Source organism: Streptomyces seoulensis (genome assembly GCF_022846655.1).
Classification (GTDB): domain Bacteria; phylum Actinomycetota; class Actinomycetes; order Streptomycetales; family Streptomycetaceae; genus Streptomyces.
The window spans coordinates 5,832,851-5,859,263 of sequence record NZ_AP025667.1 but is presented as its reverse complement, the minus strand read 5'-3'; the positions used below and the strand labels follow the sequence as shown (position 1 = coordinate 5,859,263).

The window sequence follows — 26,413 nt, the reverse complement described above, 5'->3', positions numbered from 1 at the left end:
CGACCACTCATCCGTCCAATGCATGGAATCGTCATAATCGTTCCCATGGAGCATCAGCAGAGGTCACGGCCGCGGCTGTCACCATCCGGTGACACAGAAGACATGGCGCTGCTGCTCGCGCCCCGCCTCGCCTACTTCGCCGGGGTGGCCCGCACCGAGCACGTCACCCGGGCCGCGCACGAGATGAACGTGCCGCAGTCCACCCTCTCCCGCGCGATGGTCCGGCTGGAGCAGGACCTCGGGGTGGACCTGTTCGCCCGGCACGGCCGCACGGTCTCCCTGACCCCGGCCGGCCGCACCTTCCTCGGCTCGGTGGAGCGCGCGCTCGCCGAGGTCGAGCGGGCCGCGGAGGAGGTGCGCGCCGACGCCGACCCCGCCACCGGCAAGGTCGCCTTCGGCTTCCTGCACACCATGGGCGCCGAGACCGTACCCGGTCTGCTGCAGGCGTTCCGCGCCGACCATCCGCGCATCCGCTTCAGCCTGGTGCAGAACTACGGCGAGGCCATGCTGGAGCGGCTGCGGGCGGGCGAGCTGGACCTGTGCCTGACCTCTCCGGTGCCGGACGCCCCGGATCTGGTCGCCCGGCGGCTGGACGAGCAGAAGCTCCGCCTGGTCGTCCCGGCCGACCACCGGCTGGCCGGCCGCCGCCGCATCCGGCTCGCCGAGGCGGCCGACGAGACCTTCGTGACCCTGGAGCCCGGCTACGGCCTGCGCCGCATCACCGACGACCTGTGCCGCGAGGCGGGCTTCCGGCCGAAGGTGGCCTTCGAGGGGGAGGAGACGGAGACCCTGCGCGGCCTGGTCGCCGCCGGTCTCGGTGTCGCCCTGCTGCCGCCGCCCACCGTGCCCCGGCCGGGTGTGGTGGAGCTGACGGTGACCGCGCCGAGGGCCGTCCGCGAGATCGGCGTCGCCTGGCTGGCCGACCGTCCGGACACCCCGCCGGTGGCCGCGTTCAAGAAGTTCCTCCTCTCCAGGAGGGGGAACCTGCTGCCCTCCTGAACCGGCCTACCTGCGCAGCGACTTCCCGAACCCCGACGCCAGCGGCATGCGCAGCCCTATCGGCGGTGGTGCCGCGAGGGCGTCCTCCACCGGGCGGGAGAGCGGCTGGCCGAAGAGGGCGCCCAGGGTGAAGTCCACGGTCAGGGCGAGGACTTCGTCCCGGTGCTGGTGCAGCCCGTGTCCGTCGGAGTGGACCTCGAAGCGGCAGACCTCCCGGTTCACCTTCTTCGCGCGGGCCGCCAGCCGGAACGACAGCTCCGGATCGCACCGTTCGTCGTTCGTGCCGTGCGCGATCAGCACCCGGCGCCCCACCAACTGCTTGACCGGCTCGTCGGCCTCCCCGCCCTCCTCCGGCAGCCAGGGGGCTATGGCCACCACGGAGTTGACCGCCTCATGGCCCCCGGCGCCCAGCGCGGCCCGGCCGCCCATGTCCAGCCCCACCAGGCACACCGGCACGTCCCCGTACCGCCGGACCACCTCGTCCGCGGCCCAGGCGGCGTCCGCCGCGAGGTGGGCCTCCGTGCCGTTCCAGCCGCGGTAGCGGTAGTGCACCGGGTGGACGGCGAGCCCCTCCGCCTGGCCCGCGCGGGCCAGGCTGCGGGCCAGGGCGCGGACGAGGGTGCCGGGCAGGAGCGGGGACGGGCGGCGGGTGGATGTCTCGTCCCCGCCGGGGAGCAGCAGCACCGCTCCGCTCACCGAGGTCGGCACGGGGCCGACCGCCTTTCCCAGCCTGGCCGTCCGGACCGGCGTCGTCGCTTGCTGTCCCATGGCAGAACACTGTCAGAAGGCGAGGTGTACGAAACCCTTCCCGGCGGTCACCATTGCGTATCGACGCGCACGGGGTACGGATCGCGCCACTGTGTGAACGGCCGGAATTCGAGCACCCCGCCGAGAGGTTCGCCCGCACGCTCGATTCCTCGGCGCCGCTTTTGAGTCAATGTGATGAGATCAAGGTTCATCCCTTTCGATGAACGCCCAGCAGCGGCGCAGGACTTCACCCGCCCCCGACGTGAAGGATGGCTGCCCGAATGACTGTTCCCGTGCACCGCTTTCACCAGCGCTTATGCGGGAACCGGATGGCTGTATTACTTATCGCGCGGCCGAAGAATACGTACAGGGATTCACAGGTCGTCCGCATTTCGGTGATTGCGGCGGACGGTCCGTGATGTTTACGGTCATGGACCGCTCGGATCATCACTGATCCATGTCTCCGCATTCAAGGACGCATTCACCATGAAGCAGTCTGCTGCCAAGACCCTCGGTGTCGCCGCCCTCGGTGCCGCTTTCGCCGCCGCCGGTGCGGGCGCGGCCGACGCGGCCCCGGCCGTCCCGGACGCCCTCCCCGTCGTGGGCTCCGTCGCCCAGACGCTGCCGGCCGCGAACGTCACCGAGGCGCTGCCCGGCGCCGCTGAGGCCGTCTCCCACGGGCAGGGTGTGATCGGCGGTGGCCTGGCCACCGCGCGGCCCGCCGTGCAGAAGATGCTCGCCCAGGGCCCGACCGCGCCCGTCGCCGGCCTCCTCGGCGGTCTGCCGGTGCAGGGCCTGCCCACCCACGGCCTGGGCCTCAACGGCATCCCGCTCGGCTGACCCGGCCGCGCACACGGCACCGCCGAGGCCCCCGGCACCCTCCGGGACGGCCTCGGCGGTCTTCGTCCACCCGGACCCGGCCGGGCGGCCTCGTCGTCACCAGGCGGTGGCGCGGGCCTTGTCCTCGGAGGGCAGCAGTATCCACAGGGCTATGTAGAGCAGGAACTGCGGGCCGGGCAGCAGGCAGGACACCAGGAAGATCACCCGCATCGTCCCCGCCGAGGTGCCGAAACGCCGCGCCAGCGCGGCGCACACGCCGCCGATCATGCGGCCGTGGGTGGGGCGGGCAATGGCGGTCATGGCTGGCTCCTCCGTCGTCGTCGGCCCGAAAAGCGGGCCGCCTGCCGGGGCCGGCCGAGCGCCGCACCCCGTCTGTTCGTCGTATGCCCAACGGTACGGAGACGAAGCGGGAGAAGCGTCACCCTAAGGGGCGATACCGACCCTGGGAATCGTCGGGGTCCGCCCCTGAGACAGCTCCCCGCGCAGGCTCACCGTGCCACCGGCCGGCCCCGAACTCCCGGCCCCCGCGGCCCTGTCGGCCCCGCGCGCCTCCCCGGCCCGGTACCCGTCGTGACCCCCGGGCACGCCCCCTGAGACACCCCTGGGGACACCCCCGAGCCCGCCGCGTCCGCCGAATCCCCCGCGCCCGCCGAATCCCCCTCGGCTGCCGTACCCCTCCTGCTCCCCGGCCGTGCTCCGGATCCGCCGCCGCAGCCACGCCCGCCCCGCCGGGACGACCGTCAGGTGGGCCAGCAGGACGCCCGCGGTGTTCAGCAGCAGCGCGTCCACGTCGACCACGCGTCCCGGAACCCCCGTCTGCATCAGGGCGATGCCGAGGGAGATCAGGGCGCCGGCGGCGACCGTGCGAAGCAGCGAGGCGAGGGGGGAGACGGTGAGCCTGCCGTCGGCCATCGGGAGCAGTACGCCGAGCGGGGCCAGCAGGGCCAGCCCCTCGCCGATGCGCAGACCCGCCTGCGGCCAGCCCAGCGCCAGATCGGCGCGCAGCCCGGCCAGCGGGCGCAGATTCGCCGGCCGTACCCACGGCACGTCCAGGGGCCGCAGCGTCAGCCAGGCGACGAGCGCGAGATGCGCGACGAGGAGGATTGCCCCGGTCACTCGGATGCGGTTCGCGGCGCTGCCGCCGATGGAGCCTTGACGCTGCACGTCCCCCAAGACGCGCCGCCGCGCTCGAACGGTTCCGCTTCCCCGCCCCCGCCCCGCTGAGGCGTGCACCACACCCTCCGCCGGAGCGGGGCCGTCAGTTCAACGCGACCGAACCGGACGGCGGTTGGACCCGGCCGGGGTGGTCGCGGACGTCCTCGGTGCACTCGTAGCGGCGGGGCGCGGCCGGCGCCGGACCGGCGAGGATCACCGAGCCGTCGCCCTCCGCCGCCGCGGAGTCGGAGAAGGTGCACACCACCTGGGCGAGCGCGGGGGAGCCCAGTTTGTCCGGGGCGGTGCTCAGCCGCAGCGCCTCCTCGGGCTCCTCGCGGCCCGGCCCGGTGACGGTGAGGCCGCCCGGTACGCGGGTCTGGTAGCCCGCCGCCCGTTCCCCGGCGGACGGCGCCGAGGCGAGCTGGTCCAGCAGCCCCTGCGCGACCATGACCCGGCGCCGCGCGTCCGGGGTGCCCTCCGGCACCCGCACCGAACGGTCCACGGTCACCAGGGAGGCCCCGCACAGCAGGAAGACCTGCACCGGCACCCCCTCCGGGGACTGCGTGGCCCGCCCGGACCCGGTCGGCGAACACGGCACCCGCGACGGCGCCCCGCCGAAGTCGGTCGGCACCTCCGTCGGCCGGATGCCGCACCCGGTGAGCAGCGCGCCCAGCAGCGGCAGCGCCAGCAGCCCGCGTACCGCCCGCCCGCTCACACCGTCTCCCCGTGGCTGCCCTCGGCCGGGGTGTCGCCCTTCGCGTCGTCCTCGGGCTCCTCCGTCAGGCTGGAGGCGTCCAGTGGTAGCCGGAGGGTGAACACCGCGCCGCCGTCGGGGGAGTTGGCGGCCGTGATCTCGCCGCCGTGGATGTGGGCGTTCTCCAGCGCGATCGAGAGGCCGAGCCCGCTGCCCTCCGAACGCGGCCGGGAGGCGCTGGCCTTGTAGAAGCGGTCGAAGACGTGCGGCAGGACTTCCTCGGGGATGCCCGGCCCGTGGTCGCGTACCGCGATCACCAGGTCGTCGCCGTCGATGCGGACCGAGACCCGCACCGGGGAGCCGCCGTGCTTGAGGGCGTTGCCGATCAGGTTGGCGAGGATGACGTCCAGGCGGCGCGGGTCGAGCCGGGAGTGGATGCCGCGTTCGGCGTCCAGCTCGACCGCGTCCAGCCAGGCGCGGGCGTCGATGCAGGCGGTGATCTGGTCGGCGAGGTCCACGTCGTCCAGGACGAGACGGGCGGTGCCCGCGTCGAAGCGGGTGACCTCCATCAGGTTCTCGACCAGGTCGTTCAGGCGCCGGGTCTCGCTCACCACCAGGCGCACCGCGGGCTCGATCATCGGGTCGATGCCGCCTCCCTCGAACTCCAGCTCGTCCTCCAGCACCTCCGTCACGGCGGTGATGGCGGTGAGCGGGGTGCGCAGCTCGTGCGACATGTCGGCGACGAAGCGGCGGGACGCCTCGTCACGGGCGGCCATGTCCGCGACCCGTTTCTCCAGCGCCTCGGCCGCGTTGTTGAACGTCCGTGACAGATCGGCGAGTTCGTCGGTGCCGGAGACCCGCAGCCGGGTGTCGAGCCGGCCCTCGCCGAGCCGCCTGGCGGCCACCCCGAGCCGGTGCACCGGCTTCAGCACGGTCGTGGCGGCGGCCTGCGCGAGCAGGGCCGAGCCGATCAGGGCGAGACCGGTGGCGATCCCCAGCGACCAGGCCAGGGAGTTGAGGTCCTTGGCCTCCGGCTCCAGCGACTTGGCCATGTAGCCCGTCGAGCCGCCGTCGACCACCTTCGTCCCGGCCACCAGGAACGGGGTGCCCTGGTCGGTGATCCGCTGCCAGTACAGGTGGTACGGCGACTTGTCGGCGCCGCTCTGCTTCTGCCGCTTGTTCACCGCCGCGCGCAGCGAAGGGGGTACGTCCTTCAGCGAGAAGCCGCTCAGGCCGCCCGAACCGCCGTACACCGTACGGCCGTCGGGGTCCTGGGCGACCAGCAGCACGCTGAAGCGCTGGCTGCTGCCCGCCATCTGCCCGGCGGCACGCTGGAGTTCGTCCTGTGTGGGATGCGCGGGCAGGGCGCCCGCGCGGTTCTGCATCTCCTGGCGGAAGTCGCGCAGCACCGAGTCCTGGGCGCGGGTGAGCACCGCCTCGCGGTTGAGCCAGTACGCGATGCCCGACGCGCTCACCGCGGCCGTCAGCGCCACCAGTCCGAAGACCAGGACCAGCCGCAGCCGCAGGCTGGTGAACCGCGTCCCGGCCAGCTTCCTCCCCCGCTCGGCCGTCCAGCGGCCGAATCCCCCACGCTCGCTCACTGAGGGGCGTCCAGGCGGTAGCCGACACCACGGACCGTGCGGATCAGGGTCGGGGAGGACGGCACGTCCTCGACCTTCGCCCGCAGCCGCTGCACACACGCGTCCACCAGACGGGAGTCGCCCAGGTAGTCGTGCTCCCAGACCAGCCGCAGCAACTGCTGCCGGGACAGGGCCTGACCCGGCCGGCGGCTCAGCTCCAGGAGCAGCCGCAGTTCGGTCGGGGTGAGCTGCAGGTCCTCGCCGTTCTTCGTCACGGTCATCGCCGACCGGTCGATGACGACGTTGCCGAAGGTCGCCGAGTCGCTGGACTCGCGCTCCCCGCGCCGCAGCACGGCCCGGATACGGGCGTCCAGGACGCGGCCCTGCACCGGTTTGACCACGTAGTCGTCGGCGCCGGATTCCAGCCCGACCACCACGTCGATGTCGTCGTTGCGCGCGGTCAGCAGGATGATCGGGAACTGGTCGGTGCGCCGGATACGGCGGCACACCTCGAACCCGTCGATGCCGGGCAGCATCACGTCCAGCACGATCAGGTCCGGGCGCTGCTCACGCAGCAGCTTCAGACCGTCCTCGCCGCTCGCGGCGGTTGCGACCCGGTGCCCCTGGCGCGTCAGGGAGAGCTCCAGGGCCGTACGGATGGCGTCGTCGTCCTCGATCAGCAACAGGGAAGGCACGGGCTCATTCTGGCCCATGTACCGCCTGTCGTACGACCCGTGCCGCGCCCCGTTCGCCCGGCGCCGGACACGGGGTGACAAAAGCGGCCCTTGCCACCTCCCGGTGCCCGGACCCGGTCACGACCCGCCGCCACCGGCCCCTGTGACAGGTCTGTGACAGTCGGCGGACACGGCCATGAAGGTCGATCGGCAAGCTTTTCGACAGGCGGGAGAGCACCACCGGCCCCGCAGATCACCGGAAGTCCACGACGGGGAGCGCGAGATGAACACGCCACACGGCATGAGCACCAGCGCAGTGGTCACGCGTCTGCACGACGCACACCGGGGGGCTGCGCCTTCCGGGAATTCCGGGAAGTCCGGTGCCGGGACCGCGCTGCTGGAACGCGGCCGCGAGTCCCAGGGAGTACGGGGGTGCGCCCGCGGCACCGGGCGTCAGCACACCGGTTACATGACGGTGGTCGACGCCCGCACGGGGGAGGGGCACGGGGGAAGCGCGTACGGGGAGGAACCGGGGGAGCGTCGCTCGCTGACGGAGGCGGAGTTCACCGCCTACGTCCAGGAGCGCCGCGCCTCCCTGTATGCGACCGCCTACCACCTGACCGGCGACCGGTTCGAGGCCGAGGACCTGCTCCAGAGCGCACTGTTCTCGACCTACCGGGCGTGGGAGCGGATCAGTGACAAGGCCGCGGTCGGCGGTTACCTCCGCCGCACCATGACCAACCTGCACATCAGCGCGTGGCGCCGCCGCAAGCTGAACGAGTACCCGACCGAGGAACTGCCGGAGACGCCGGCCGGCACGGACGCCATGCGCGGCACCGAGCTGCGCGCCGTCCTGTGGCAGGCGCTCGCCCGGCTGCCCGAGCCCCAGCGCACCATGCTGGTGCTGCGCTACTACGAGGGCCGTACCGACCCGGAGATCGCCGACATACTCGGCATCAGCGTCGGCACGGTGAAGTCCAGCATCTGGCGCTCGCTGCGGCGCCTGCGCGAGGACGAGGTCCTGAGCTTCGGCCGGGACCACGAAGACGCCTTCGGCGAGCTGGTCGCCTGAAGGACGGGTCCACCGGGGGAGGTGGATCCACGGGGGAAACGGGGGGAACGAGCCGTCACGGCTCGGCCCGAGGGGATACGGGGAATCGCGGGGGTCCACCGGGGGGAGGGTCCGCGCGAGAACCCGTAAGGGGAAACACGGGGGAACAACCGGGGGAAACACGGGGGAACACCGGAAGCGGGGCTGGACGGCTGGGGGGCCGTGCAGTCCCGCTTCCTCATGTCCGCGCCCGCCTATGCCGCCGTCTGCTGCCGCGTCTGCCGGCCCGCCGCTGCCGCCGCCATCCGGCTCAGCGCCTCGTCCCGGCCGCACGGGTGCGCGCCCAGGGACACCTGGCGGGTCACGATCGAGCGTTCCGCGCGCAGCAGCCGCCAGCCCCGGCGCAGCAGGAACGGCACCGACTTGCGGCCCTCCTTCAGATCGCGCAGGAAACGGCGCCGGAAGGTGGTGACCGGGCCCCGCGTCAGACACAGCGCGTCCGCCAGCACCCCCAGCTCCCGGCAGCGCTCCACGATCTCCGCCGCGAAGATCCCCTCGGCGATGAACAGCGGGGTACCGCCGATGCTCAGGGTGTCCTCGCCGGTACGGGCGCTCAGCGAGATGTCGTACACCGGCACCGGCGTCGAACCGGACGCGCACAGCCGGGCGATCGCCGCGAGGGCCACGTCCGCGTCCCAGGACAGCGGATGGTCCCAGTCGATGTCCGAGCTCCCGTCCACCAGCGGCAGGGTGGGGTCGTCGCCCTCCTTGTAGAAGTCGTCGAGGCGCAGCACGGGCAGCCCGGAGAGGGCTGCGACCAGTGACTTGCCCGAACCGGAGGGGCCGCTCAACAGCACCACGCGGGCGGGGGACGGAAGATGGATGCTCACGGAACACCAGTTTGACGCATGGTGGCCGTCCTGCCGACCCCGCGGGCCGCATTGGAGCGTGCGTCACATCTCAACTACCCTACGTGTCGACCGTATTACCCTGCGCACCAGAAGGCGGCACCACTGATGGCACGACACTCCGCACCCCGGTCTCCCCGTCAGCCCGCCGCACGGCGCGCCCTGATCGCCCTCGCGTCGGCCGGAGCGGCCCTGGCGGCGGGTGCGAGCACGGCCCACGCCGACGCGGCCGCGCCGCTGCTGGACGTGCCGCCGCTGCGCTCCGCCGACATCGGCGACGTCAATCCGCAGTCCGGGGTGAACGCCCTCGCCATGTCGGTCGGCTACGCCACCGGCACCGTCGCCGGCCTCAAGCCCAACCCGCTGGCGGGCACCGGCACCGACCCGCTGAACAACGGCATCGGCACCACCGTCGCCGACTTCAAGCCGCTCAACACCCTGGCGCTGACCGGCCCGATCGCCCAGGCCCCGTCCTTCGGCGCGGTCCCGGTCGTCGGTCAGACGCTGGGCCTGCTCACGCCCAAGGGCTGACAAGCGCGAAGCCGCGCCGCCCCTTCGAGGTGAAGGGACGGCGCGGCTCCGTGTGCGCTCAGTACGACGAGCCCGACGCGCCCAGCGCCCCGGTGGGGTGCCAGACCGTCTTGGTCTCCAGGAAGGCCGTCATCCGGTCGATGCCCGGCGTCGCCGTGTGGTCCACAGGCTGTGGACGGAGAACCCGCTTGAGGTTGTCCGCCGCCGCGATCTCCAGCTCCTTCGCCAGCGCCTCGTCGGCGCCCGCGAGGTCGATCGCGTTGACGTCCTGGTGCGCGGCGAGCGGCGCGGCCAGCTCGGCCGTGGCGCCCGACAGGATGTTGACGACACCGCCCGGCACGTCGGAGGTGGCCAGCACCTCGCCGAGCGACAGGGCGGGCAGCGGGGCCTTCTCGGAGGCGATGACGACCGCGGTGTTGCCGGTGGCGATCACCGGGGCGATCACCGAGACCAGGCCCAGGAAGGACGAGTCCTGCGGGGCCAGCACCGCGACCACACCGGTCGGCTCGGGCGAGGAGAGGTTGAAGTACGGGCCCGCGACCGGGTTGGCGCCGCCCACGACCTGGGCGATCTTGTCGGTCCAGCCCGCGTACCAGACCCAGCGGTCGATGGCCGCGTCCACGACCGCGGCGGCCTTGGCCTTCGACAGGCCCTCGGCCTCCGCGACCTCGCGGACGAACTGCTCCTTGCGGCCCTCCAGCATCTCGGCCACCCGATACAGCACCTGACCGCGGTTGTACGCGGTCGCGCCGGACCAGCCGCCGAACGCCTTGCGCGCGGCCACGACCGCGTCACGGGCGTCCTTGCGGGACGAGAGGGGCGCGTTCGCCAGCCAGTTGCCCTTGGAGTCGGTCACCTCGTACACCCGGCCGCTTTCGGAGCGGGGGAACTTGCCCCCGACGTACAGCTTGTAGGTCTTGAAGACGCTCAGTCGGTCAGACATCGAGGTAAGCCTCCAGGCCGTGGCGACCGCCCTCGCGGCCGAAGCCCGACTCCTTGTAACCGCCGAAGGGCGAGGTCGGGTCGAACTTGTTGAACGTGTTGGACCAGACGACACCGGCGCGCAGCTTGTTCGCCACGGCCAGGATCCGGGAACCCTTCTCGGTCCAGATGCCCGCCGACAGCCCGTACTGGGTGTTGTTGGCCTTGGCGACGGCCTCGTCCGGGGTGCGGAAGCTGAGCACCGACAGCACCGGGCCGAAGATCTCGTCGCGGGCGATGGTGTGCGCCTGGGTGACGTTCGTGAACAGCGTCGGGGCGAACCAGTAACCGGAGGAGGGCAGTTCGCAGGCCGGGGACCAGCGCTCGGCGCCCTCCGCCTCGCCCTTCTCCGCCAGCGCGGTGATCCGGGCGAGCTGCTCGGCGGAGTTGATCGCGCCGATGTCGGTGTTCTTGTCCAGCGGGTCACCGAGGCGCAGCGTGGACAGGCGGCGCTTGAGCGCGTCCAGCAGCTCGTCCTGGATCGACTCCTGGACCAGCAGACGCGAGCCCGCGCAGCAGACCTGGCCCTGGTTGAAGAAGATGCCGGTGACGATGCCCTCGACGGCCTGGTCGATGGGGGCGTCGTCGAAGACGATGTTGGCGCCCTTGCCGCCCAGCTCCAGCGTGAGCTTCTTGCTCGTCCCGGCGACCGTGCGCGCGATCTGCTTGCCGACGGCCGTGGAGCCGGTGAAGGCGACCTTGTTCACGTCCGGGTGGGCGACCAGCGCGGCGCCCGCGTCGCCGTAGCCCGGCAGGATGTTGACGACACCCTTGGGCAGGCCCGCCTGGCGGCAGATGTCCGCGAAGAACAGGGCCGACAGCGGGGTGGTCTCGGCGGGCTTGAGGACGACCGTGTTGCCGGTGGCCAGCGCCGGGGCGATCTTCCACGCCAGCATCAGCAGCGGGAAGTTCCACGGGATGACCTGGCCGGCGACGCCCAGCGGAGCCGGGTTGGCGCCGAAGCCGGCGTGGTCGAGCTTGTCGGCCCAGCCCGCGTAGTAGAAGAAGTGCGCGGCGACCAGGGGGAGGTCCGCGTCGCGGGTCTCCTTGATCGGCTTGCCGTTGTCCAGCGTCTCCAGCACGGCCAGCTCGCGGCTGCGCTCCTGGATGATGCGGGCGATGCGGAACAGGTACTTGGCGCGCTCGGAGCCGGGCAGCGCCGACCACTTCTCGAACGCCTTGCGGGCGGCCTTGACCGCGCGGTCCACGTCCGCCTCACCGGCCTGCGCGACCTCGGAGAGCACCTCCTCGGTGGAGGGGGAGACGGTCTTGAAGACCTTGCCGTCGGCGGCTTCGGTGAACTCGCCGTCGATGAAGAGCCCGTAGGAGGGGGCGATGTCGACGACGGCGCGGGACTCGGGCGCCGGCGCGTACTCGAAGAGGGAAGCCATGGTGATCAGTCCACCGTCACGTAGTCGGGGCCGGAGTAGCGGCCGGTGGCCAGCTTCTGACGCTGCATCAGCAGGTCGTTCAGCAGCGAGGAGGCGCCGAAGCGGAACCAGTGGTTGTCCAGCCAGTCCTCGCCCGCGGTCTCGTTGACCAGGACCAGGAACTTGACCGCGTCCTTGGTGGTGCGGATGCCGCCCGCGGGCTTCACGCCGACCTGGACGCCGGTCTGGGCGCGGAAGTCGCGCACCGCCTCCAGCATCAGCAGGGTGTTGGCGGGGGTGGCGTTGACCGCGACCTTGCCGGTGGACGTCTTGATGAAGTCCGCGCCCGCCATCATGCCCAGCCAGCTCGCCCGGCGGATGTTGTCGTACGTCGACAGCTCGCCGGTCTCGAAGATGACCTTCAGCCGGGCGCTCGTCCCGCAGGCTTCCTTCACGGCGGTGATCTCGTCGTACACCTTGAGGTAGTCGCCCGCGAGGAAGGCGCCGCGGTCGATGACCATGTCGATCTCGTCGGCGCCCGCCGCGACCGCGTCGCGCACGTCGGCCAGCTTCACGCCGAGCGCGGCCCGGCCGGCCGGGAAGGCGGTGGCCACGGAGGCGACCTTGACGCCGGAACCGGCGACGGCCTCCTTGGCGACGGCCACCATGTCGGGATACACGCAGACGGCGGCGGTGGTCGGCGTCGTACGGTCCGTGGGGTCCGGGTGGGCCGCCTTGGCGCCGAGCGCCCGGACCTTGCCGGGAGTGTCCGCGCCTTCCAGCGTGGTCAGGTCGACCATCGAGATGGCGAGGTCGATGGCGTACGCCTTCGCGGTGGTCTTGATCGAGCGGGTCCCGAGGGACGCCGCACGCGCCTCCAGGCCGACCGCGTCGACGCCGGGCAGCCCGTGGAGGAAGCGGCGCAGCGTGCTGTCGGACGCGGTGACGTCGGCGAACGCCTTTGCGGGGGATGCGATGGGAGCACCGCCCTGTTCGAGCGGAGTCGAGAGCTTGGGGGAGGGCATGGTCACCAGACGAGCATATCTACGCGCGTAGCGGCTGTATAGCCCCGGGGGCGGGGTTGTGGGGGGCCCAAGAGGGCCGGAAACGCCACCGCAGGTCACGGATGCGTTCCTCTATCGGGCCGGGTGGTGGTGGCCGCGCGGCGTTCGTGCACAATCGGGGCCATGACGACCCCGGACCACCAGTCACCCGCGTCGCGGCCCGTGGCGCCCGCCGCCAGGGACCGGATCTACCGCTCGCCGATGGCCCTCGTGGGCGGTGTGCTCGTGCTGGCCCTCGTCGTCTGGCTCGGCTGCGACGCGCTGTTCCGCGGCACGGGCCGTGTGCCGTGGCTGGCGCTGGCCGTGATGATCCTGGTGGTGCCGCTGGTGACCGCGTTCACCCTGCGCCCGGCGGTCTACGCCGACGAGGAGCGGCTGCGGGTCCGCAACCCCTTCCGCGTGATCCACCTGCCCTGGGGCCGGCTGTCCTCCCTGCGCTCGGGCTACTCCAACGAGGCGCTGACCGAGTCCGGTACCAAGTTCCAGCTCTGGGCGATCCCCGTCTCGCTGCGCGCCCGCAAGCGCGCGGCCAACAAGCGGGCCCGCGCTGCGGCGGACGCGGCCCGCGGCACCCGTGGCGGCAGCCGCTTCGGCGGGGTCTTCAGCGGCGGGGGAGCGGCGGCGTTCGGTGCCGCCGAGGCGGCTGCCGCCCCCGCCCGCGCGGAGAGCGACAAGATCATGGACGACCTCCGGGACCTCCACGAACGCCACGGCGAGGCGGAGCACGCCCAGGGCGAGATCACCATCCGCTGGGCCTACGAGATCCTGATCCCGGCCCTGGCGGGAGCCGTACTGCTGGCGGTCCTGCTGATCACGGGCTGAGTCCGGGCACGGCCGGCGGCGGACGGGGAGACTCCGGCCGCCGCCGCTTTTCGGGAACCGGCGCTCAGACCTTGTAGTACAGGTCGAACTGCCTGTCGCTGCCCGAGTTGTTCGTGATGCCGAAGCAGAGACGCGGGGCGCCCGCGCCGGTGTAGACGGCCATGCCCTCCGGCTCGCGGGGGTCCGCCGCCGCGTCCGCCTCGGAGTGGGTGCTCGCGATGTAGCCCGTCGTGGGGTCGTTCCGGGTGCCGTTCAGGTCGAACGACGTGGTGTGGACGGCCCACTTGTCGACGCCGGTCAGGGTGCCGGAGGGCGTGGTGGTGCGGGGGTCGCCGTCGAGCATGTAGACGTACTGGCCGTAGGACGTGAAGCCCTGGAAGGTCGCCGGGGTGGTGGGGTCCGGGGTGCCGTCGGCCTTGTACTTGTACAGCGGGGGCTGCTGGATGCGGGCCAGCGGGGCCGGCAGCGTGCCGGTGCCGGCCGTGGCCACCGCCGCCGACAGGTCGTACGCGGCGAACCAGTGCGCGGAGCCCAGCGCGTAGCGGATCAGCAGGATGTCGTGGTCCACGTCCACCGAGGGCGTCATCGAGGTCGCCGCCGGGTCCGGAGAGCCGAAGCGCTGCACGGCGGGGTGGCTCGTCCACAGCACGGTCTTGGTGGCGAAGGGGAAGCGGACGAACTCCTGCCCGTACCCGCCGCGCCCCGACCCCGCCTCGGTCCAGACGTACGCCGGGGCGCCGCCGCTCGCGGGCTGGATGCCGAGGGAGACGCCGTGGCCGAAGCCCAGCAGGTACATGTACCCGTTGACCGCGCCCGTGGCGATGTCGTGCCGGGTCAGACAGAGGTCGCCCGACTCGGCGTGGTCGTCGCCGCCGATGGACGCCGTCACCGCGACCTGGCCGCCCGAGCGGAGGTAGGCGATCTGGCTCGCCCCGGCCACCTGGAGCGTGTAGAAGTGCCCGTTGGCCGAGTCGAAGGCGATCCCCTGGAGCGTGGTCGAGCTGTCCTGGTTCGCGACCCCGGCCAGCCAGCGGGTGGAACCGGCGGCCACGTCGATCAGCGCGGTCCCGGTCGGCACGCTCGCGGGGTTCTCCACGGGCGCGGCCACCGCCGCCTGAGCGGGCAGTCCCAGCCCGGCGGCGGCCGCCGCGGCGATCCCGGTGCCGCCGCGTATCAGACCGCGGCGAGTCATGTTCATGGTCATGACCGGGACCCTAGTGGCCCAACAGGGGCCCACCACCAGGTACTTGTGCAGATCTTGACCGGAGGGGACTCCCCGGCAGGGCCGACCAGCGCACGGATCGGCCCGCGCACGGATCGGCCCGTCCGCTCAGATCCCCGCCGCCTGGGACAGGTCCCGCTTGATCTCCGCCAGCAGCTCGGCCGCCTTCGTGCGTGCCGCCGGGAGGGCGTCACGGCCGGCGACCGGGACCACGACCTCCAGGTAGCACTTCAGCTTGGGCTCGGTGCCGCTCGGGCGGACGATGACGCGGGCGCCGTCCAGGGTGTAGCGCAGACCGTCCGTGGGCGGGAGGGCGGCCGTGCCACGGGTCAGGTCCTCCGCCGAGGTGACCGTCAGGCCGGCGAGCCGGACCGGCGGCCGCTCGCGCAGGCGGCGCATCGCGTCCGCGATGACCGACAGGTCCTCCACCCGCACCGACAACTGGTCCGTGGCGTGCAGGCCGTGCTCCAGCGCGAGGTCGTCGAGGAGGTCGAGCAGGGTGCGCCCCGACTCCTTCAGCCCGGAGGCCAGCTCGGTGATGAGCAGGGCCGCCGTGATGCCGTCCTTGTCGCGCACGCCCTCGGGGTCGACGCAGTAGCCGAGCGCCTCCTCGTACCCGTAGCGCAGGCCGTCCACGCGGGCGATCCATTTGAAGCCCGTCAGGGTCTCCTCGTGGCCGAGCCCGGCCTTCTCTGCGATCCGGCCGAGGAGGGAGGAGGAGACGATGGACTCCGCGAAGGTGCCGGTGACGCCCCGGCCCACCAGGTGCGCGGCGAGCAGCGCGCCCACCTCGTCACCGCGCAGCATCCGCCAGTCGGCGCCGTCGCGTACGGCCACGGCGCAGCGGTCCGCGTCCGGGTCGTTGGCGATCACGAGGTCCGGGCCGGTCGCGCGGGCCAGCGCGAAGGCGAGGTCCATCGCGCCGGGCTCCTCCGGGTTGGGGAAGGCCACGGTCGGGAAGTCCGGGTCGGGCTCGGCCTGTTCGGCCACGAGCGCGGGCTCCGGGAACCCGGCCCGCGCGAAGGCGGCGAGCAGCACGTCCTTGCCGACGCCGTGCATCGCCGTGTAGACGGTCCGGGCGGTACGGGCCGAGCCCTCGCCCAGGACGGCGTCCGTACGGGCCAGATACACCTCCAGCACCTCGTCGCCGAGCACCTCCCAGCCGGACTCCGGCCGGGGCACGTCGGCGAGCGCGCGCACCGCGTCGATCTCGGCGGCGATCTCCGCGTCGGCGGGCGGCACGATCTGGGAGCCGTCGCCGAGGTACACCTTGTAGCCGTTGTCGCGCGGCGGGTTGTGGCTGGCCGTGACCTCCACGCCCGCGACCGCGCCCAGGTGCCGTATGGCGTAGGCCAGGACCGGGGTGGGCAGCGGGCGCGGCAGCACGGCGGCGCGCAGTCCGGCGCCGGTGATCACGGCGGCGGTGTCCCGCGCGAAGTCGGCCGACTTGTGCCGGGCGTCGTAGCCGACGACGACCAGGCCGCCGGTCTCCCCCTTGGCCTTCAGGTACGCGGCGAGACCCGCGGCGGCGCGGATGACGACGGCGCGGTTCATCCGCATCGGGCCCGCGCCCAGCTCGCCGCGCAGCCCGGCGGTGCCGAACTGGAGCGTGCCGCTGAAGCGCGCGGTCAGCTCCGTGACGTCCCCGGTGTCGATGAGCTTGGCCAGCTCCTCGCGGGTCTCGGGGTCGGGGTCCTCGGCCAGCCACGCCTGGGCCCGTGCGATGACTTCGTCCTGCACCTCGGGTGAACCTCTCTCTCGATCTGTCCGCTGCCGCCCTCGGCTACAGCCGGTTCAGCACCTGTCCCAGCAGCTCGCCCATGCGCGCCGCCGAGTCACGGCCCGCCTGGAGGACCTCCTCGTGGTTCAGCGGCTCGCCCGTCATGCCGGCGGCGAGGTTGGTGACCAGGGAGATGCCCAGCACCTCGGCGCCGGCCTCGCGCGCGGCGATGGCCTCCAGCACCGTGGACATGCCGACCAGGTCCGCGCCGATCACGCGGGCCATGCGGATCTCGGCCGGGGTCTCGTAGTGCGGGCCGGGGAACTGCGCGTAGACGCCCTCCTCCAGGGAGGGGTCGATCTCCTTGCACAGGGCGCGCAGGCGCGGCGAGTACAGGTCGGTGAGGTCGACGAAGTTGGCGCCCACGATCGGCGAGGTGGCCGTCAGGTTCAGGTGGTCGCTGATCAGCACCGGCTGGCCGGGGCGCATGCCCTCGCGCAGGCCGCCGCAGCCGTTGGTCAGCACGATGGTCTTGCAGCCCGCGGCGACGGCGGTGCGCACGCCGTGCGCGACGGCGGCGACGCCACGGCCCTCGTAGTAGTGGGTGCGGCCCAGGAAGACCAGGGCGCGCTTGTCACCGAAGGTGTACGAGCGGATCTTGCCGCCGTGTCCCTCGACGGCCGGCGGCGGGAAGCCGGGCAGCTCGGTGACCTGGAACTCGGCGTCGGGCTCGCCCAGGGCGTCCACGGCCGGGGCCCAGCCGGAGCCCATCACGAGGGCGACGTCGTGGGTCTCGGCGCCGGTGAGTTCGCGCAGGCGCGCGGCGGCGGCGTCGGCGGCGGCGTGCGGGTCGCCCTGGCGGTCGTCCGGAAGGAGAGATGCGTTCACGCCGATGAGGGTAGCCGGTGTTCTCCTACGCGCGTAGATGACAGAGCCCATGGGAATGCGATCGTTGTCAGGCAGATTTCGACAAAGGCTGGGCAAAACGGCTGCGCGCAGTTGACCGGCGGTGCATTCCGCACCTCGCCGCACTGTGAAAACTCCGGCCCCACCAGCCCCTATGGGCGCTTCCGCCTCCGGGGTGCCGCCCCGGCGCGCTCGCTTCTCGCGGGGTGCGGGACAATGGGGTACGTGACTCGGATCGTGATCATCGGTGGCGGACCCGGCGGATACGAGGCGGCGCTGACGGCCGCCCAGCTCGGCGCGGAGGTGACCGTCGTGGACTGCGACGGTCTGGGCGGAGCGTCGGTGCTGACCGACTGCGTGCCGTCGAAGACCCTTATCGCGACGGCCGAGGTGATGACCACCTTCGACTCCTCCTACGAGGAGCTGGGCATCATCGTCGCCGACGACACCCCGCACATCGAGCAGGCGGCCCGCGTGGTCGGCGTGGACCTCGGCAAGGTCAACCGCCGGGTGAAGCGGCTCGCGCTCGCCCAGTCCCACGACATCACCGCCTCCGTGACCCGCGCCGGCGCCCGCGTCATGCGCGGCCGGGGCCGCCTCGAGGGCATGCAGGCCCTCGACGGCTCCCGCAAGGTCGTCGTCACCGCCGCCGACGGCACCGAGGAGACCCTCACCGCCGACGCCGTGCTCATCGCCACCGGCGGTCACCCGCGCGAGCTGCCCGACGCCCAGCCGGACGGCGAGCGCATCCTGAACTGGACCCAGGTCTACGACCTGGACGAGCTGCCCGAAGAGCTGATCGTGGTCGGCTCCGGCGTCACCGGCGCCGAGTTCGCCGGTGCCTACCAGGCGCTCGGCTCCAAGGTCACCCTGGTCTCCTCGCGCGACCGCGTGCTGCCGGGCGAGGACCCGGACGCCGCCGCCGTGCTGGAGGACGTCTTCCGCCGCCGCGGCATGAACGTGATGGCCCGCTCCCGCGCCCAGTCCGCCAAGCGGGTCGGCGACCGGGTCGAGGTCACCCTCGCCGACGGCCGTGTGATCACCGGCAGCCACTGCCTGATGGCGGTCGGCGCGATCCCGAACAGCGCGGGTCTCGGTCTCGAGGAGGCCGGGGTCAAGCTGCGCGAGTCCGGGCACATCTGGACCGACAAGGTCTCCCGCACCAGCGCGCCCGGCGTGTACGCGGCCGGTGACGTGACCGGCGTGTTCGCGCTGGCCTCCGTGGCGGCGATGCAGGGCCGTATCGCGGTCTACCACTTCCTCGGTGACGCGGTGGCCCCGCTGGACCTCAAGACGGTCTCCTCCAACGTCTTCACCGACCCCGAGATCGCCACCGTCGGCTACACCCAGGCCGACGTGGACGCGGGCAAGATCGACGCGCGCATGGTGAAGCTGCCGCTGCTGCGCAACCCGCGCGCGAAGATGCAGGGCATCCGGGACGGCTTCGTCAAGATCTTCTGCCGGCCGGGCACCGGGATCGTGGTCGGCGGTGTGGTCGTCGCGCCGCGCGCCTCGGAACTCATCCACCCCATCTCGATCGCGGTCGACAACAATCTGACGGTCGAGCAGATCGCCAAGGCGTTCACGGTCTACCCGTCGCTGTCCGGCTCGATCGCCGAGGTGGCCCGCCAGTTGCAGAGCCGCAAGGCGGGCGGCGAGGGCTGACCGGGGCGGCCCATGCGGGCGGCATAGTCGGCTGGTAAGGCCCTATATCACTTCCAGGGTCCCCTTGCGAACAACTTCTGCTATTCGGCGCAAACTGCTGAAAGCAGACGGTCGTTGGGGTTACTGTCAGTTTCGTGTTCGCTGCAGAACGTCGTCAACTGATCCTCGAAATGGTGCGAGCCAATGGGGCCGTGTCGCTCCGTGAACTCGCCCGCGTCGTCCAGACCTCCGAAGTGACCGTACGGCGGGACGTGCGCGCGCTGGAGGCAGAAGGACTCCTCGACCGCCGGCATGGCGGTGCGGTACTGCCGGGTGGATTCACGCGAGAATCCGGCTTTCCGCAGAAATCACATCTCGCGACCGCGGAGAAGACGGCCATCGCCGACCTCGCCGCGGGACTCGTCGAAGAGGGCGAGGCCATCGTGGTCGGCGCCGGTACAACCACCCAGGAGCTGGCCCGCCGGCTGGCCCGGGTGCCCGGCCTGACCGTGGTCACCAACTCCCTGTTGGTGGCGCAGGCGCTGGCCCACGCCAACCGGGTGGAGGTCGTCATGACCGGCGGCACCCTGCGAGGGTCCAACTACGCCCTCGTCGGCTCCGGCGCCGAGCAGTCCCTCCAGGGCCTGCGCGTCTCCAAGGCGTTCCTCTCCGGGAGCGGCCTGACCGCCGAGCGCGGGCTGTCCACGTCCAACATGCTGTCGGCCTCCGTGGACCGGGCCCTGGTCCAGGCCGCCTCCGAGGTCGTGGTCCTGGCCGACCACACCAAGCTGGGCACGGACACCATGTTCCGTACGGTGCCCACCGAGGCGATCACCCGCCTGGTCACCGACGAGCCCCCGGCCCACGACGACCGCGCCGCCACCGAACTCCAGGCCCTGGCCGACCAGGGCGTGCAGATCACGGTGGCCGGAGCGGCCGGTGCCCCGGCCCAGGAACAGCCCCCGGCCCCCCGCGGCCAACGCTCCCAACTCCCCGGCCCCCGCCGCGGCCAGGTCCCCGGCGCAGCCCTCCGCGGAGTCCTGGGCGACCAGCCCACCGACCGAGCCCGGGTGGCGGACCTGCGCCGCAGGTAGCCGTAGGCCGGCCCGCGCACGCCCTGCGTAGGCTTCCGGCATGACCCAGGCGCACCCCACCCGCACGGCCCCGGAGGACCTCCTCCACCGCCTCACCCACCTCAGGGTGAACCGTTCCTCCGGCGGACCGGCGCTGTACAAGCCGGTCACCCTGCTGTGGGCCATGGCGCGGGCCCTGCGGGGTGCGGAGCGGCTGCTGTCCTGGTCCGAGACCGAGCGGGAGCTGGGCGGGCTGCTGGCCGCTTCGGGAGTGCCCCCGCGCCCGCACTACCCGGTGGCCTCGCTGAGCCGGGACGGGCTGTGGTCGCTGCCCGGCCAGGGCGACGCGCCCACCGCCCACGGCGACCCGCGCCGCTGGTTCACCGAGCGCCGGCCCCTGGGCGGCCCGACCGAGGAGGTCTACGACCTCTTCCGGAACTCCGCCGTCACCCGGCTCGCCGTGCAGGAACAGTTGCTGGAGCTGTACTTCGGCGACCGCGATCCCGCCCCGCTGCTGGCCGAACTCGGCCTGCCGTGCCCGGAGCCCGACGCGGTGCCCGGCGAGCCGGAGGCACCGGAGCGCGACCTCGGGCCGGCCGGTGCGGGCCCGGAGCAGTGGCTCCTCACCGCAGCCGAGTACGAACAGGGCTGCCGCCTGCTGGAGCTGACGGAGGAGCGGCGGCACGGCACGCGAGCCCCGGCCGGTGGCAGTCGGCCGAAGCGCTCGCGGGCGGCCCGTCTGCTGGTGCTGGGACGCAGCGAGGGGCGCTGCGAGAACCCGGAGTGCGCCGGGCAGCCGACGGAGCTGACCGACCGGGGGCTGCCGCTGCTGGAGGTCGACCATGTGCGGGACCTGGCCCTGGGCGGCCGGGACCACCCGAGCCGGATGGTGGCCCTGTGCCCGAACTGCCACGCGGTCAAGACCCGTGGCCGCTCCCGCGAACGGCTGCGCGCCCTGCTGCTGACGGTGGCCGAGGAGCGGCACCGGGGGATGGGCGCCGGGAAATGACGAACGCCCGGCTCATGGCCGGGCGTTCGCGTCGATCGTTCTTCGGGGTCAGTCCTTGATCTCGCAGATCGGGGCGCCCGAGGTGATGGAGGCGCCGATCTCGGCGAGGAGGCCCTTCACCGTGCCCGCTCGGTGGGCGTTGAGAGGCTGTTCCATCTTCATGGCCTCCAGGACGACGATCAGGTCGCCCTCCTGGACCGTCTGGCCCTCCTCGACGGCCACCTTGACGATGGTGCCCTGCATCGGGGAGGCGAGGGTGTCGCCGGAGGCGACGGGGCCGGACTTCTTGGCCGCGCGGCGCTTGGGCTTGGCGCCCGCCGCGAGGCCGGTGCGGGCCAGGGACATGCCCAGCGACGAGGGGAGGGAGACCTCCAGGCGCTTGCCGCCCACCTCGACCACGACCGTCTCGCGGCCCAGCTCCTCGTCCGCCTCCGCGTCGGCGGGGGCGGTGAAGGGCTTGATCTCGTTGACGAACTCGGTCTCGATCCAGCGCGTGTGAACCGTGAAGGGGTCCTTGGAGCCGGTCAGCTCCGGGGCGAAGGCCGCGTCCCGGACCACCACGCGGTGGAACGGGATGGCCGTGGCCATGCCCTCGACCTGGAACTCGTCCAGCGCCCGCGCGGCGCGCTCCAGCGCCTCCTTGCGGGTGCGGCCGGTGACGACCAGCTTGGCCAGCAGGGAGTCCCACGCCGGGCCGATGACCGACCCGGACTCCACGCCCGCGTCCAGCCGGACACCGGGACCGGTCGGCGCCTCGAAGCGGGTGACCGTACCGGGGGCGGGGAGGAAGCCCCGGCCCGGGTCCTCGCCGTTGATGCGGAACTCGAAGGAGTGCCCGCGCAGCTCGGGGTCGCCGTAGCCCAGCTCCTCGCCGTCGGCGATACGGAACATCTCGCGGACCAGGTCGATCCCGGCGACCTCCTCGGTCACGGGGTGCTCGACCTGGAGGCGGGTGTTGACCTCCAGGAAGGAGATCGTGCCGTCCTGGCCGACCAGGAACTCACAGGTGCCGGCGCCCTCGTAGGCGGCCTCCTTGAGGATGGCCTTGGAGGCGCGGTACAGCTCGGCGACCTGCTCCTCGGAGAGGAACGGCGCCGGTGCCTCCTCGACCAGCTTCTGGTGGCGGCGCTGGAGCGAGCAGTCACGGGTGGAGACGACGACCACGTTGCCGTGCTTGTCGGCCAGGCACTGGGTCTCCACGTGCCGCGGGCGGTCGAGGTAGCGCTCCACGAAGCACTCGCCCCGGCCGAAGGCGGCGACGGCCTCGCGGACCGCCGAGTCGTACAGCTCCGGCACCTCTTCGAGGGTGCGGGCCACCTTCAGACCGCGCCCGCCACCGCCGAAGGCGGCCTTGATGGCGATCGGCAGGCCGTGCTCCTTCGCGAAGGCCACGACCTCCTCGGAGCCCGAGACCGGGTCCGGCGTACCGGCGACCAGCGGGGCACCCGCGCGCTGCGCGATGTGCCGGGCGGCGACCTTGTCACCCAGGTCCCGGATGGCCTGCGGCGGCGGACCGATCCAGGTCAGACCCGCGTCCAGCACGGCCTGGGCGAACTCGGCGTTCTCCGAGAGGAAGCCGTAGCCGGGGTGGATCGCGTCCGCGCCGGACTCCCGGGCGGCGTTCAGGACCTTCTCGATGTCCAGATAGCTGGTGGCCGGGGTGTCACCGCCCAGGGCGAACGCCTCATCCGCGGCCCGGACGTGCAGAGCGTCCCGGTCCGGGTCGGCGTACACGGCCACGCTCGCGATGCCTGCGTCTCGGCAGGCCCGCGCCACACGGACAGCGATTTCGCCACGGTTGGCGATGAGCACCTTGCGCACGATTGAGGCTCCCTCCTTGAAACAAGCCGAGTTTAGGGACTGCCGACACGGCACATCGACCCGTCCCCAATGGTGAGCTTGCCCACACGGAGCGTGATGCGAGGCCCGCTCGACCCGCGAAAGCCCTTGTCGCACCTCGGTACGCAGGACTCCACCGGAAAACCCTAGCCCCGTCATGTGGCCAAGGTCTCTGTGAGAGCGTGCTGCGGGCCACGCTGTTTCTTTGTGGAGTCCCTACGAATGGCCCAATGATTCTTTGCCCCCGGCCGAGGTCTTGTCCCCCGTCCTACCCGTTAGTAGCGTTCGCGCTGACCGGCGTACTGCCGGTAACAGGCGATCCGCGCGGGGGCGGCGGCGAAGGTGGGGTGGGGCCGGTGGTGCGCAGACCGGTGGCATGGCTCGTGGCGGTCGTCCTGCTGGCCGAGGCGCTCGGCGTAGCGGCGGTGAACTGGCTGCTCGGCATGGTCGCGGACCGCCAGCGCATGTCGCTGGCCGGGCTCGACCCCGACGTGATGGCGACGTCCTCGAAGGTGGGAGCCGTGGTCTTCGGGCTCTACTTCGCCTTCTGCGCCCTGGTGGCCCTGCTGGTCGCGGTGCGCGACCGCGCCCCGGCCGGCCTCGGCCGCGTCCTGCTGATCAGCGCCGCCGTGGTGAACGCCCTGCTGGGCGCGGTCGCGTGGGGCCTGCGGGGCCCGGCGGACTTCCTGGTGCTGATGGCGGTCTTCGCCCTGATCGTCCTGCTCCTGATGACGTACGACCGTCCGCGTGACGCGGGTGCCCGGCCGGCCGGCGACACGCCCGGACAGGGCGGCACTCCCGCGGCCGCCCCCGAGCCGGCGCCCACATCCACCCCTACGGGTGACGCGCAGGGCCGTCCGGCCGACACCGGGAAGATCACTCGGACGGCGCCCACAACTCCGTGATGCCGACACCCAGTTCGCGCAGCAGTTTGCGGACCAGCGGCAGGCTGATGCCGATCACGTTGCCGTGGTCGCCCTCGATGCCCTCGATGAACGGCGCCGAACGGCCGTCCAGGGTGAAGGCCCCGGCGACGTGGAGGGGCTCGCCGGAGGCGACGTAGCGGGCGACCTCCTCGTCCGTGGGCTCGCCGAAGCGGACCACGGTGGAGGCGGTCGCGGAGACGTACCGCTTGGCGGCGGTGTCCCACACGCAGTGCCCGGTCTGGAGGACCCCGGCCCGGCCGCGCATCGCCTTCCAGCGGGCGGTGGCCTCCTCGGCGTCGGCGGGCTTGCCGAGCGCCTGCCCGTCCAGCTCCAGCACCGAGTCGCACCCGATCACCAGCGCGCCCTGCACCTCCGGCCGGGCCGCCACCACGGACGCCTTGGCCTCGGCGAGGGCGAGCGCCAGTTCGGCCGGGGTGGGGGCGGTGACGGCGTCCTCGTCCACCCCGCTCACGATCACCTCGGGCGCCAGCCCGGCCTGCCGCAGCAGACCCAGACGGGCGGGGGACTGGGAGGCGAGGACGAGACGGCGCTGCGGGTCGGTCATGCGATCAGCCTAGCGCCGCCGCCCCGTCCGCCCGAGCGCTCACCTCAGCCCGATCACGATCATCGCCAGCACCATGGCCAGGGCTATGAAGAGGCCGAGCCGTCTGAGCTTCTCCTCCATGTGACGGAGTTCCTCGGGCGGCTCGTCCTTGGGGTCTGACCACAGCATGGCTCCAGCGTGGGGCGCGGCCCGGCCCGCGCGCCTGAGTACCCGTACTCAGGTTGCCGCTCAGCCCGGCCGGCTCAGCCCGGCCAGTAGGTGCGGGACCAGGAGACCGGGCCCGGCGGGGGCAGGCGGCGGCCCGCGAGCCGGGCCGGGTCCGACCACGCGTCCCTCGGCCGCCGCGCGCCGGACGACGGCTCGGCCGCCGCCACGGCGCGGGCGCGGACCACCGCCAGTGCGGCGGCCAGCTCCTCCGGGGTGGGATTGCCTCGTACGACCTTGATGTTCATGACGGCTCCCGTGTCCGCGGGCCTACAGGGGGATGTTGCCGTGCTTCTTCGGAGGCAGGGATTCCCGCTTCGTACGGAGCTGACGCAGGCCCCGGACGATGTGCGCGCGGGTGTCGGACGGCATGATCACCGCGTCGACGTAGCCGCGCTCGGCCGCCACGTACGGGTTGAGCAGCGCGTCCTCGTACTCCTGGACCAGCCGCGCCCGCGTCTCCTCACCCGTGCCGGCGGCTTCCGCCTCGGCGATGGTGCGGCGGTGCAGGATGCTGACCGCGCCCTGCGCGCCCATCACCGCGATCTGCGCGGTCGGCCAGGCCAGGTTGAGGTCGGCGCCCAGGTGCTTGGAGCCCATCACGTCGTACGCGCCGCCGAACGCCTTGCGGGTGATGACGGTGATCAGCGGGACGGTGGCCTCGGCGTAGGCGTAGATCAGCTTGGCGCCCCGGCGGATGATGCCGTCGTGCTCCTGGTCCACGCCGGGCAGGAAGCCGGGCACGTCCACGAAGGTGAGCACCGGGATGTTGAACGCGTCGCAGGTGCGCACGAACCGGGCGGCCTTCTCGGACGCCGTGATGTCCAGGCAGCCCGCGAACTGCATCGGCTGGTTGGCGACCAGGCCCACCGGCTGCCCCTCGACCCGGCCGAAGCCGGTGAGGATGTTCGGCGCGAACAGCGCCTGCGTCTCGAAGAACTCCCCGTCGTCCAGGACGTGTTCGAGCACCGTGTGCATGTCGTACGGCTGGTTCGCGCTGTCCGGCACGAGGGTGTCCAGCTCGCGGTCCTCGTCGGTGAGGGCGAGGTCCGCCTCCTCCGGGTAGACCGGGGCCTCGCTGAGGTTGTTGGACGGCAGGTACGACAGCAACTGCTTGACGTACTCGATCGCGTCCTTCTCGTCGCCCGCCATGTGATGGGCCACGCCGGAGCTGGTGTTGTGGGTGCGGGCGCCGCCCAGCTCCTCGAAGCCGACGTCCTCACCGGTGACCGTCTTGATCACGTCGGGGCCGGTGATGAACATGTGCGAGGTCTTGTCGACCATCACCGTGAAGTCGGTGATCGCGGGGGAGTACACCGCGCCGCCCGCGCACGGACCGACGACCAGGCTGATCTGCGGGATCACCCCGGAGGCGTGGGTGTTGCGGCGGAAGATCTCGCCGTACGCGCCGAGCGAGGCGACCCCCTCCTGGATGCGGGCGCCGCCGGAGTCGTTGATGCCGATGACCGGACAGCCGGTCTTCAGCGCGAAGTCCATGATCTTGACGATCTTCTGGCCGTACACCTCGCCGAGGGCGCCGCCGAAGACGGTGAAGTCCTGCGAGAACACGGCCACCGGGCGGCCGTCCACCGTGCCGTACCCGCTGACGACACCGTCGCCGTACGGGCGGTTCGCCTCCAGGCCGAAGTTGGTGGAGCGGTGCCGGGCGAACTCGTCCAGCTCGACGAACGAATCCTCGTCCAGGAGGAGTTCGATGCGCTCACGCGCCGTCAGTTTGCCCTTGGCGTGCTGCTTCTCCACCGCGCGTTCCGAACCGGCGTGCGTCGCCTCGTGGATGCGCCGCTGGAGATCCGCGAGCTTCCCGGCGGTCGTGTGGATGTCGGTCTCGTGACGCTCTTCCGGCTCGGACATCGGGATGCGGCTCCCTG

General features: G+C 72.4%; 26 protein-coding genes and 1 pseudogene. 9 read left to right on the top strand and 18 right to left on the bottom strand.

The window, feature by feature from the left end; genetic code table 11:
- The first annotated feature begins 45 nt into the window (after window positions 1-45).
- A complete protein-coding gene (locus HEK131_RS26780; protein ID WP_217461071.1) occupies window positions 46-999 on the top strand; it encodes a LysR family transcriptional regulator in 954 nt (317 codons plus the stop codon).
- 6 nt (window positions 1,000-1,005) lie between these two features.
- On the opposite strand, the gene HEK131_RS26775 is transcribed toward HEK131_RS26780, so the two are convergent.
- A complete protein-coding gene (locus tag HEK131_RS26775) occupies window positions 1,006-1,767 on the bottom strand; it encodes an alpha/beta hydrolase (RefSeq protein WP_244337340.1) in 762 nt (253 codons plus the stop codon).
- 465 nt (window positions 1,768-2,232) lie between these two features.
- Here HEK131_RS26775 and HEK131_RS26770 point away from each other — a divergent pair, with 465 nt between their 5' ends.
- Window positions 2,233-2,586, top strand: coding sequence for an ATP-binding protein (locus tag HEK131_RS26770; protein WP_217461069.1), 354 nt, complete (start codon window positions 2,233-2,235; stop codon window positions 2,584-2,586).
- A gap of 96 nt (window positions 2,587-2,682) precedes the next feature.
- Here HEK131_RS26770 and HEK131_RS26765 read toward each other — a convergent pair whose 3' ends face one another.
- The 5 genes and pseudogenes from HEK131_RS26765 to afsQ1 all read right to left on the bottom strand — a co-directional run bounded on the left by HEK131_RS26765 (window position 2,683) and on the right by afsQ1 (window position 6,710).
- A complete protein-coding gene (locus HEK131_RS26765; RefSeq protein WP_217461068.1) occupies window positions 2,683-2,886 on the bottom strand; it encodes a PspC domain-containing protein in 204 nt (67 codons plus the stop codon).
- A gap of 381 nt (window positions 2,887-3,267) precedes the next feature.
- Window positions 3,268-3,750, bottom strand: a pseudogene (locus HEK131_RS26760) (VanZ family protein); the annotation flags it as partial.
- 94 nt (window positions 3,751-3,844) lie between these two features.
- Window positions 3,845-4,456, bottom strand: coding sequence for a hypothetical protein (locus HEK131_RS26755; RefSeq protein WP_217461066.1), 612 nt, complete (start codon window positions 4,454-4,456; stop codon window positions 3,845-3,847).
- Window positions 4,453-6,036, bottom strand: a complete 1,584-nt coding sequence (locus tag HEK131_RS26750) for a sensor histidine kinase (RefSeq protein WP_244337338.1) — start codon at window positions 6,034-6,036, stop codon at window positions 4,453-4,455. The genes HEK131_RS26755 and HEK131_RS26750 overlap by 4 nt, the downstream gene beginning before the upstream one ends.
- Window positions 6,033-6,710 (bottom strand): two-component system response regulator AfsQ1, encoded by a 678-nt coding sequence (gene afsQ1 / locus HEK131_RS26745; protein WP_244337336.1) that lies wholly within the window; start codon window positions 6,708-6,710, stop codon window positions 6,033-6,035. Before afsQ1 ends, HEK131_RS26750 begins: the two co-directional genes overlap by 4 nt.
- 262 nt (window positions 6,711-6,972) lie before the next feature.
- Here afsQ1 and HEK131_RS26740 point away from each other — a divergent pair, with 262 nt between their 5' ends.
- Window positions 6,973-7,761 carry a SigE family RNA polymerase sigma factor gene (locus HEK131_RS26740; RefSeq protein WP_217461064.1) on the top strand — a complete coding sequence of 263 codons (789 nt, stop codon included), beginning with the start codon at window positions 6,973-6,975 and terminating at the stop codon, window positions 7,759-7,761.
- Window positions 7,762-7,994: 233 nt separating this feature from the next.
- Here HEK131_RS26740 and HEK131_RS26735 read toward each other — a convergent pair whose 3' ends face one another.
- Window positions 7,995-8,630: a uridine kinase family protein gene (locus tag HEK131_RS26735; RefSeq protein WP_374201411.1), complete on the bottom strand. Its 636-nt coding sequence runs from the start codon at window positions 8,628-8,630 to the stop codon at window positions 7,995-7,997.
- Between the two features lie 126 nt (window positions 8,631-8,756).
- On the opposite strand from HEK131_RS26735, the gene HEK131_RS26730 reads away from it, so the two are divergent.
- Window positions 8,757-9,179: a hypothetical protein gene (locus tag HEK131_RS26730; RefSeq protein WP_217461063.1), complete on the top strand. Its 423-nt coding sequence runs from the start codon at window positions 8,757-8,759 to the stop codon at window positions 9,177-9,179.
- A 58-nt stretch (window positions 9,180-9,237) separates the two neighbouring features.
- On the opposite strand, the gene HEK131_RS26725 is transcribed toward HEK131_RS26730, so the two are convergent.
- Genes HEK131_RS26725 through deoC form a run of 3 tightly spaced genes read right to left on the bottom strand, consistent with a single transcriptional unit; the run spans window position 9,238 to window position 12,555 of the window.
- Window positions 9,238-10,122 (bottom strand): aldehyde dehydrogenase family protein, encoded by an 885-nt coding sequence (locus HEK131_RS26725; RefSeq protein WP_244337332.1) that lies wholly within the window; start codon window positions 10,120-10,122, stop codon window positions 9,238-9,240.
- Complete coding sequence (locus tag HEK131_RS26720) at window positions 10,115-11,551, bottom strand: aldehyde dehydrogenase family protein (protein WP_217461061.1); 1,437 nt, start codon at window positions 11,549-11,551, stop codon at window positions 10,115-10,117. Before HEK131_RS26720 ends, HEK131_RS26725 begins: the two co-directional genes overlap by 8 nt.
- 5 nt (window positions 11,552-11,556) lie before the next feature.
- Window positions 11,557-12,555: a deoxyribose-phosphate aldolase gene (gene deoC / locus HEK131_RS26715; RefSeq protein WP_244452149.1), complete on the bottom strand. Its 999-nt coding sequence runs from the start codon at window positions 12,553-12,555 to the stop codon at window positions 11,557-11,559.
- Window positions 12,556-12,717: 162 nt separating this feature from the next.
- On the opposite strand from deoC, the gene HEK131_RS26710 reads away from it, so the two are divergent.
- Complete coding sequence (locus tag HEK131_RS26710; RefSeq protein WP_244337328.1) at window positions 12,718-13,416, top strand: PH domain-containing protein; 699 nt, start codon at window positions 12,718-12,720, stop codon at window positions 13,414-13,416.
- 64 nt (window positions 13,417-13,480) lie between these two features.
- On the opposite strand, the gene HEK131_RS26705 is transcribed toward HEK131_RS26710, so the two are convergent.
- The 3 genes from HEK131_RS26705 to HEK131_RS26695 form a co-directional block, all read right to left on the bottom strand.
- Window positions 13,481-14,620, bottom strand: coding sequence for a hypothetical protein (locus HEK131_RS26705; protein WP_217461059.1), 1,140 nt, complete (start codon window positions 14,618-14,620; stop codon window positions 13,481-13,483).
- 126 nt (window positions 14,621-14,746) lie between these two features.
- A complete protein-coding gene (locus HEK131_RS26700) occupies window positions 14,747-16,378 on the bottom strand; it encodes a phospho-sugar mutase (RefSeq protein ID WP_244337323.1) in 1,632 nt (543 codons plus the stop codon).
- A 43-nt stretch (window positions 16,379-16,421) separates the two neighbouring features.
- The gene (locus HEK131_RS26695; RefSeq protein ID WP_030806759.1) at window positions 16,422-17,246 is read right to left on the bottom strand and encodes a purine-nucleoside phosphorylase; all 825 of its coding nucleotides are present in this window, start codon (window positions 17,244-17,246) and stop codon (window positions 16,422-16,424) included.
- 234 nt (window positions 17,247-17,480) lie between these two features.
- On the opposite strand from HEK131_RS26695, the gene HEK131_RS26690 reads away from it, so the two are divergent.
- From HEK131_RS26690 to HEK131_RS30195, 3 genes are all read left to right on the top strand, one after another.
- Entirely contained in the window at window positions 17,481-18,929 is a 1,449-nt protein-coding gene (locus HEK131_RS26690; protein WP_217461057.1) for an NAD(P)H-quinone dehydrogenase, read from the top strand.
- Between the two features lie 134 nt (window positions 18,930-19,063).
- Window positions 19,064-20,002: a DeoR/GlpR family DNA-binding transcription regulator gene (locus HEK131_RS26685; RefSeq protein ID WP_161146673.1), complete on the top strand. Its 939-nt coding sequence runs from the start codon at window positions 19,064-19,066 to the stop codon at window positions 20,000-20,002.
- Window positions 20,003-20,042: 40 nt separating this feature from the next.
- A complete protein-coding gene (locus HEK131_RS30195; protein ID WP_279614278.1) occupies window positions 20,043-20,990 on the top strand; it encodes an HNH endonuclease signature motif containing protein in 948 nt (315 codons plus the stop codon).
- A 48-nt stretch (window positions 20,991-21,038) separates the two neighbouring features.
- Here the strand turns inward: HEK131_RS30195 and HEK131_RS26675 are convergent, their stop codons facing one another.
- On the bottom strand, window positions 21,039-22,811 hold the full coding sequence (locus tag HEK131_RS26675) for an acetyl/propionyl/methylcrotonyl-CoA carboxylase subunit alpha (protein ID WP_217461056.1): 1,773 nt from the start codon (window positions 22,809-22,811) through the stop codon (window positions 21,039-21,041).
- 374 nt (window positions 22,812-23,185) lie between these two features.
- Between HEK131_RS26675 and HEK131_RS26670 the strand changes: the two genes are divergently transcribed.
- The gene (locus HEK131_RS26670) at window positions 23,186-23,734 is read left to right on the top strand and encodes a hypothetical protein (protein WP_374201410.1); all 549 of its coding nucleotides are present in this window, start codon (window positions 23,186-23,188) and stop codon (window positions 23,732-23,734) included.
- On the opposite strand, the gene HEK131_RS26665 is transcribed toward HEK131_RS26670, so the two are convergent.
- From HEK131_RS26665 to HEK131_RS26655, 4 genes are all read right to left on the bottom strand, one after another.
- Window positions 23,706-24,320 (bottom strand): Maf family protein, encoded by a 615-nt coding sequence (locus HEK131_RS26665; RefSeq protein WP_217461055.1) that lies wholly within the window; start codon window positions 24,318-24,320, stop codon window positions 23,706-23,708. The two genes, HEK131_RS26670 and HEK131_RS26665, sit on opposite strands and share 29 nt — an antisense overlap.
- A gap of 39 nt (window positions 24,321-24,359) precedes the next feature.
- Window positions 24,360-24,488 carry a morphogenic membrane protein MmpB gene (mmpB, locus tag HEK131_RS30190; RefSeq protein WP_279614277.1) on the bottom strand — a complete coding sequence of 43 codons (129 nt, stop codon included), beginning with the start codon at window positions 24,486-24,488 and terminating at the stop codon, window positions 24,360-24,362.
- 74 nt (window positions 24,489-24,562) lie between these two features.
- Complete coding sequence (locus HEK131_RS26660) at window positions 24,563-24,772, bottom strand: acyl-CoA carboxylase subunit epsilon (protein ID WP_217461054.1); 210 nt, start codon at window positions 24,770-24,772, stop codon at window positions 24,563-24,565.
- Window positions 24,773-24,794: 22 nt separating this feature from the next.
- Window positions 24,795-26,396 (bottom strand): acyl-CoA carboxylase subunit beta, encoded by a 1,602-nt coding sequence (locus tag HEK131_RS26655; protein ID WP_244337319.1) that lies wholly within the window; start codon window positions 26,394-26,396, stop codon window positions 24,795-24,797.
- Window positions 26,397-26,413: the final 17 nt, after the last annotated feature.

Bases quoted from the DNA above. Each gene is read 5' to 3' on its own strand.
- HEK131_RS26780 (WP_217461071.1), top strand. From the start codon at position 46: ATGGAGCATCAGCAGAGGTCACGGCCGCGGCTGTCACCATCCGGTGAC.
- HEK131_RS26775 (WP_244337340.1), bottom strand. From the start codon at position 1,767: ATGGGACAGCAAGCGACGACGCCGGTCCGGACGGCCAGGCTGGGAAAG.
- HEK131_RS26770 (WP_217461069.1), top strand. From the start codon at position 2,233: ATGAAGCAGTCTGCTGCCAAGACCCTCGGTGTCGCCGCCCTCGGTGCC.
- HEK131_RS26765 (WP_217461068.1), bottom strand. From the start codon at position 2,886: ATGACCGCCATTGCCCGCCCCACCCACGGCCGCATGATCGGCGGCGTG.
- HEK131_RS26740 (WP_217461064.1), top strand. From the start codon at position 6,973: ATGAACACGCCACACGGCATGAGCACCAGCGCAGTGGTCACGCGTCTG.
- HEK131_RS26730 (WP_217461063.1), top strand. From the start codon at position 8,757: ATGGCACGACACTCCGCACCCCGGTCTCCCCGTCAGCCCGCCGCACGG.
- HEK131_RS26725 (WP_244337332.1), bottom strand. From the start codon at position 10,122: ATGTCTGACCGACTGAGCGTCTTCAAGACCTACAAGCTGTACGTCGGG.
- HEK131_RS26720 (WP_217461061.1), bottom strand. From the start codon at position 11,551: ATGGCTTCCCTCTTCGAGTACGCGCCGGCGCCCGAGTCCCGCGCCGTC.
- deoC (WP_244452149.1), bottom strand. From the start codon at position 12,555: ATGCCCTCCCCCAAGCTCTCGACTCCGCTCGAACAGGGCGGTGCTCCC.
- HEK131_RS26710 (WP_244337328.1), top strand. From the start codon at position 12,718: ATGACGACCCCGGACCACCAGTCACCCGCGTCGCGGCCCGTGGCGCCC.
- HEK131_RS26705 (WP_217461059.1), bottom strand. From the start codon at position 14,620: ATGACCATGAACATGACTCGCCGCGGTCTGATACGCGGCGGCACCGGG.
- HEK131_RS26690 (WP_217461057.1), top strand. From the start codon at position 17,481: ATGGGGTACGTGACTCGGATCGTGATCATCGGTGGCGGACCCGGCGGA.
- HEK131_RS30195 (WP_279614278.1), top strand. From the start codon at position 20,043: ATGACCCAGGCGCACCCCACCCGCACGGCCCCGGAGGACCTCCTCCAC.
- HEK131_RS26665 (WP_217461055.1), bottom strand. From the start codon at position 24,320: ATGACCGACCCGCAGCGCCGTCTCGTCCTCGCCTCCCAGTCCCCCGCC.
- mmpB (WP_279614277.1), bottom strand. From the start codon at position 24,488: ATGCTGTGGTCAGACCCCAAGGACGAGCCGCCCGAGGAACTCCGTCAC.
- HEK131_RS26660 (WP_217461054.1), bottom strand. From the start codon at position 24,772: ATGAACATCAAGGTCGTACGAGGCAATCCCACCCCGGAGGAGCTGGCC.
- HEK131_RS26655 (WP_244337319.1), bottom strand. From the start codon at position 26,396: ATGTCCGAGCCGGAAGAGCGTCACGAGACCGACATCCACACGACCGCC.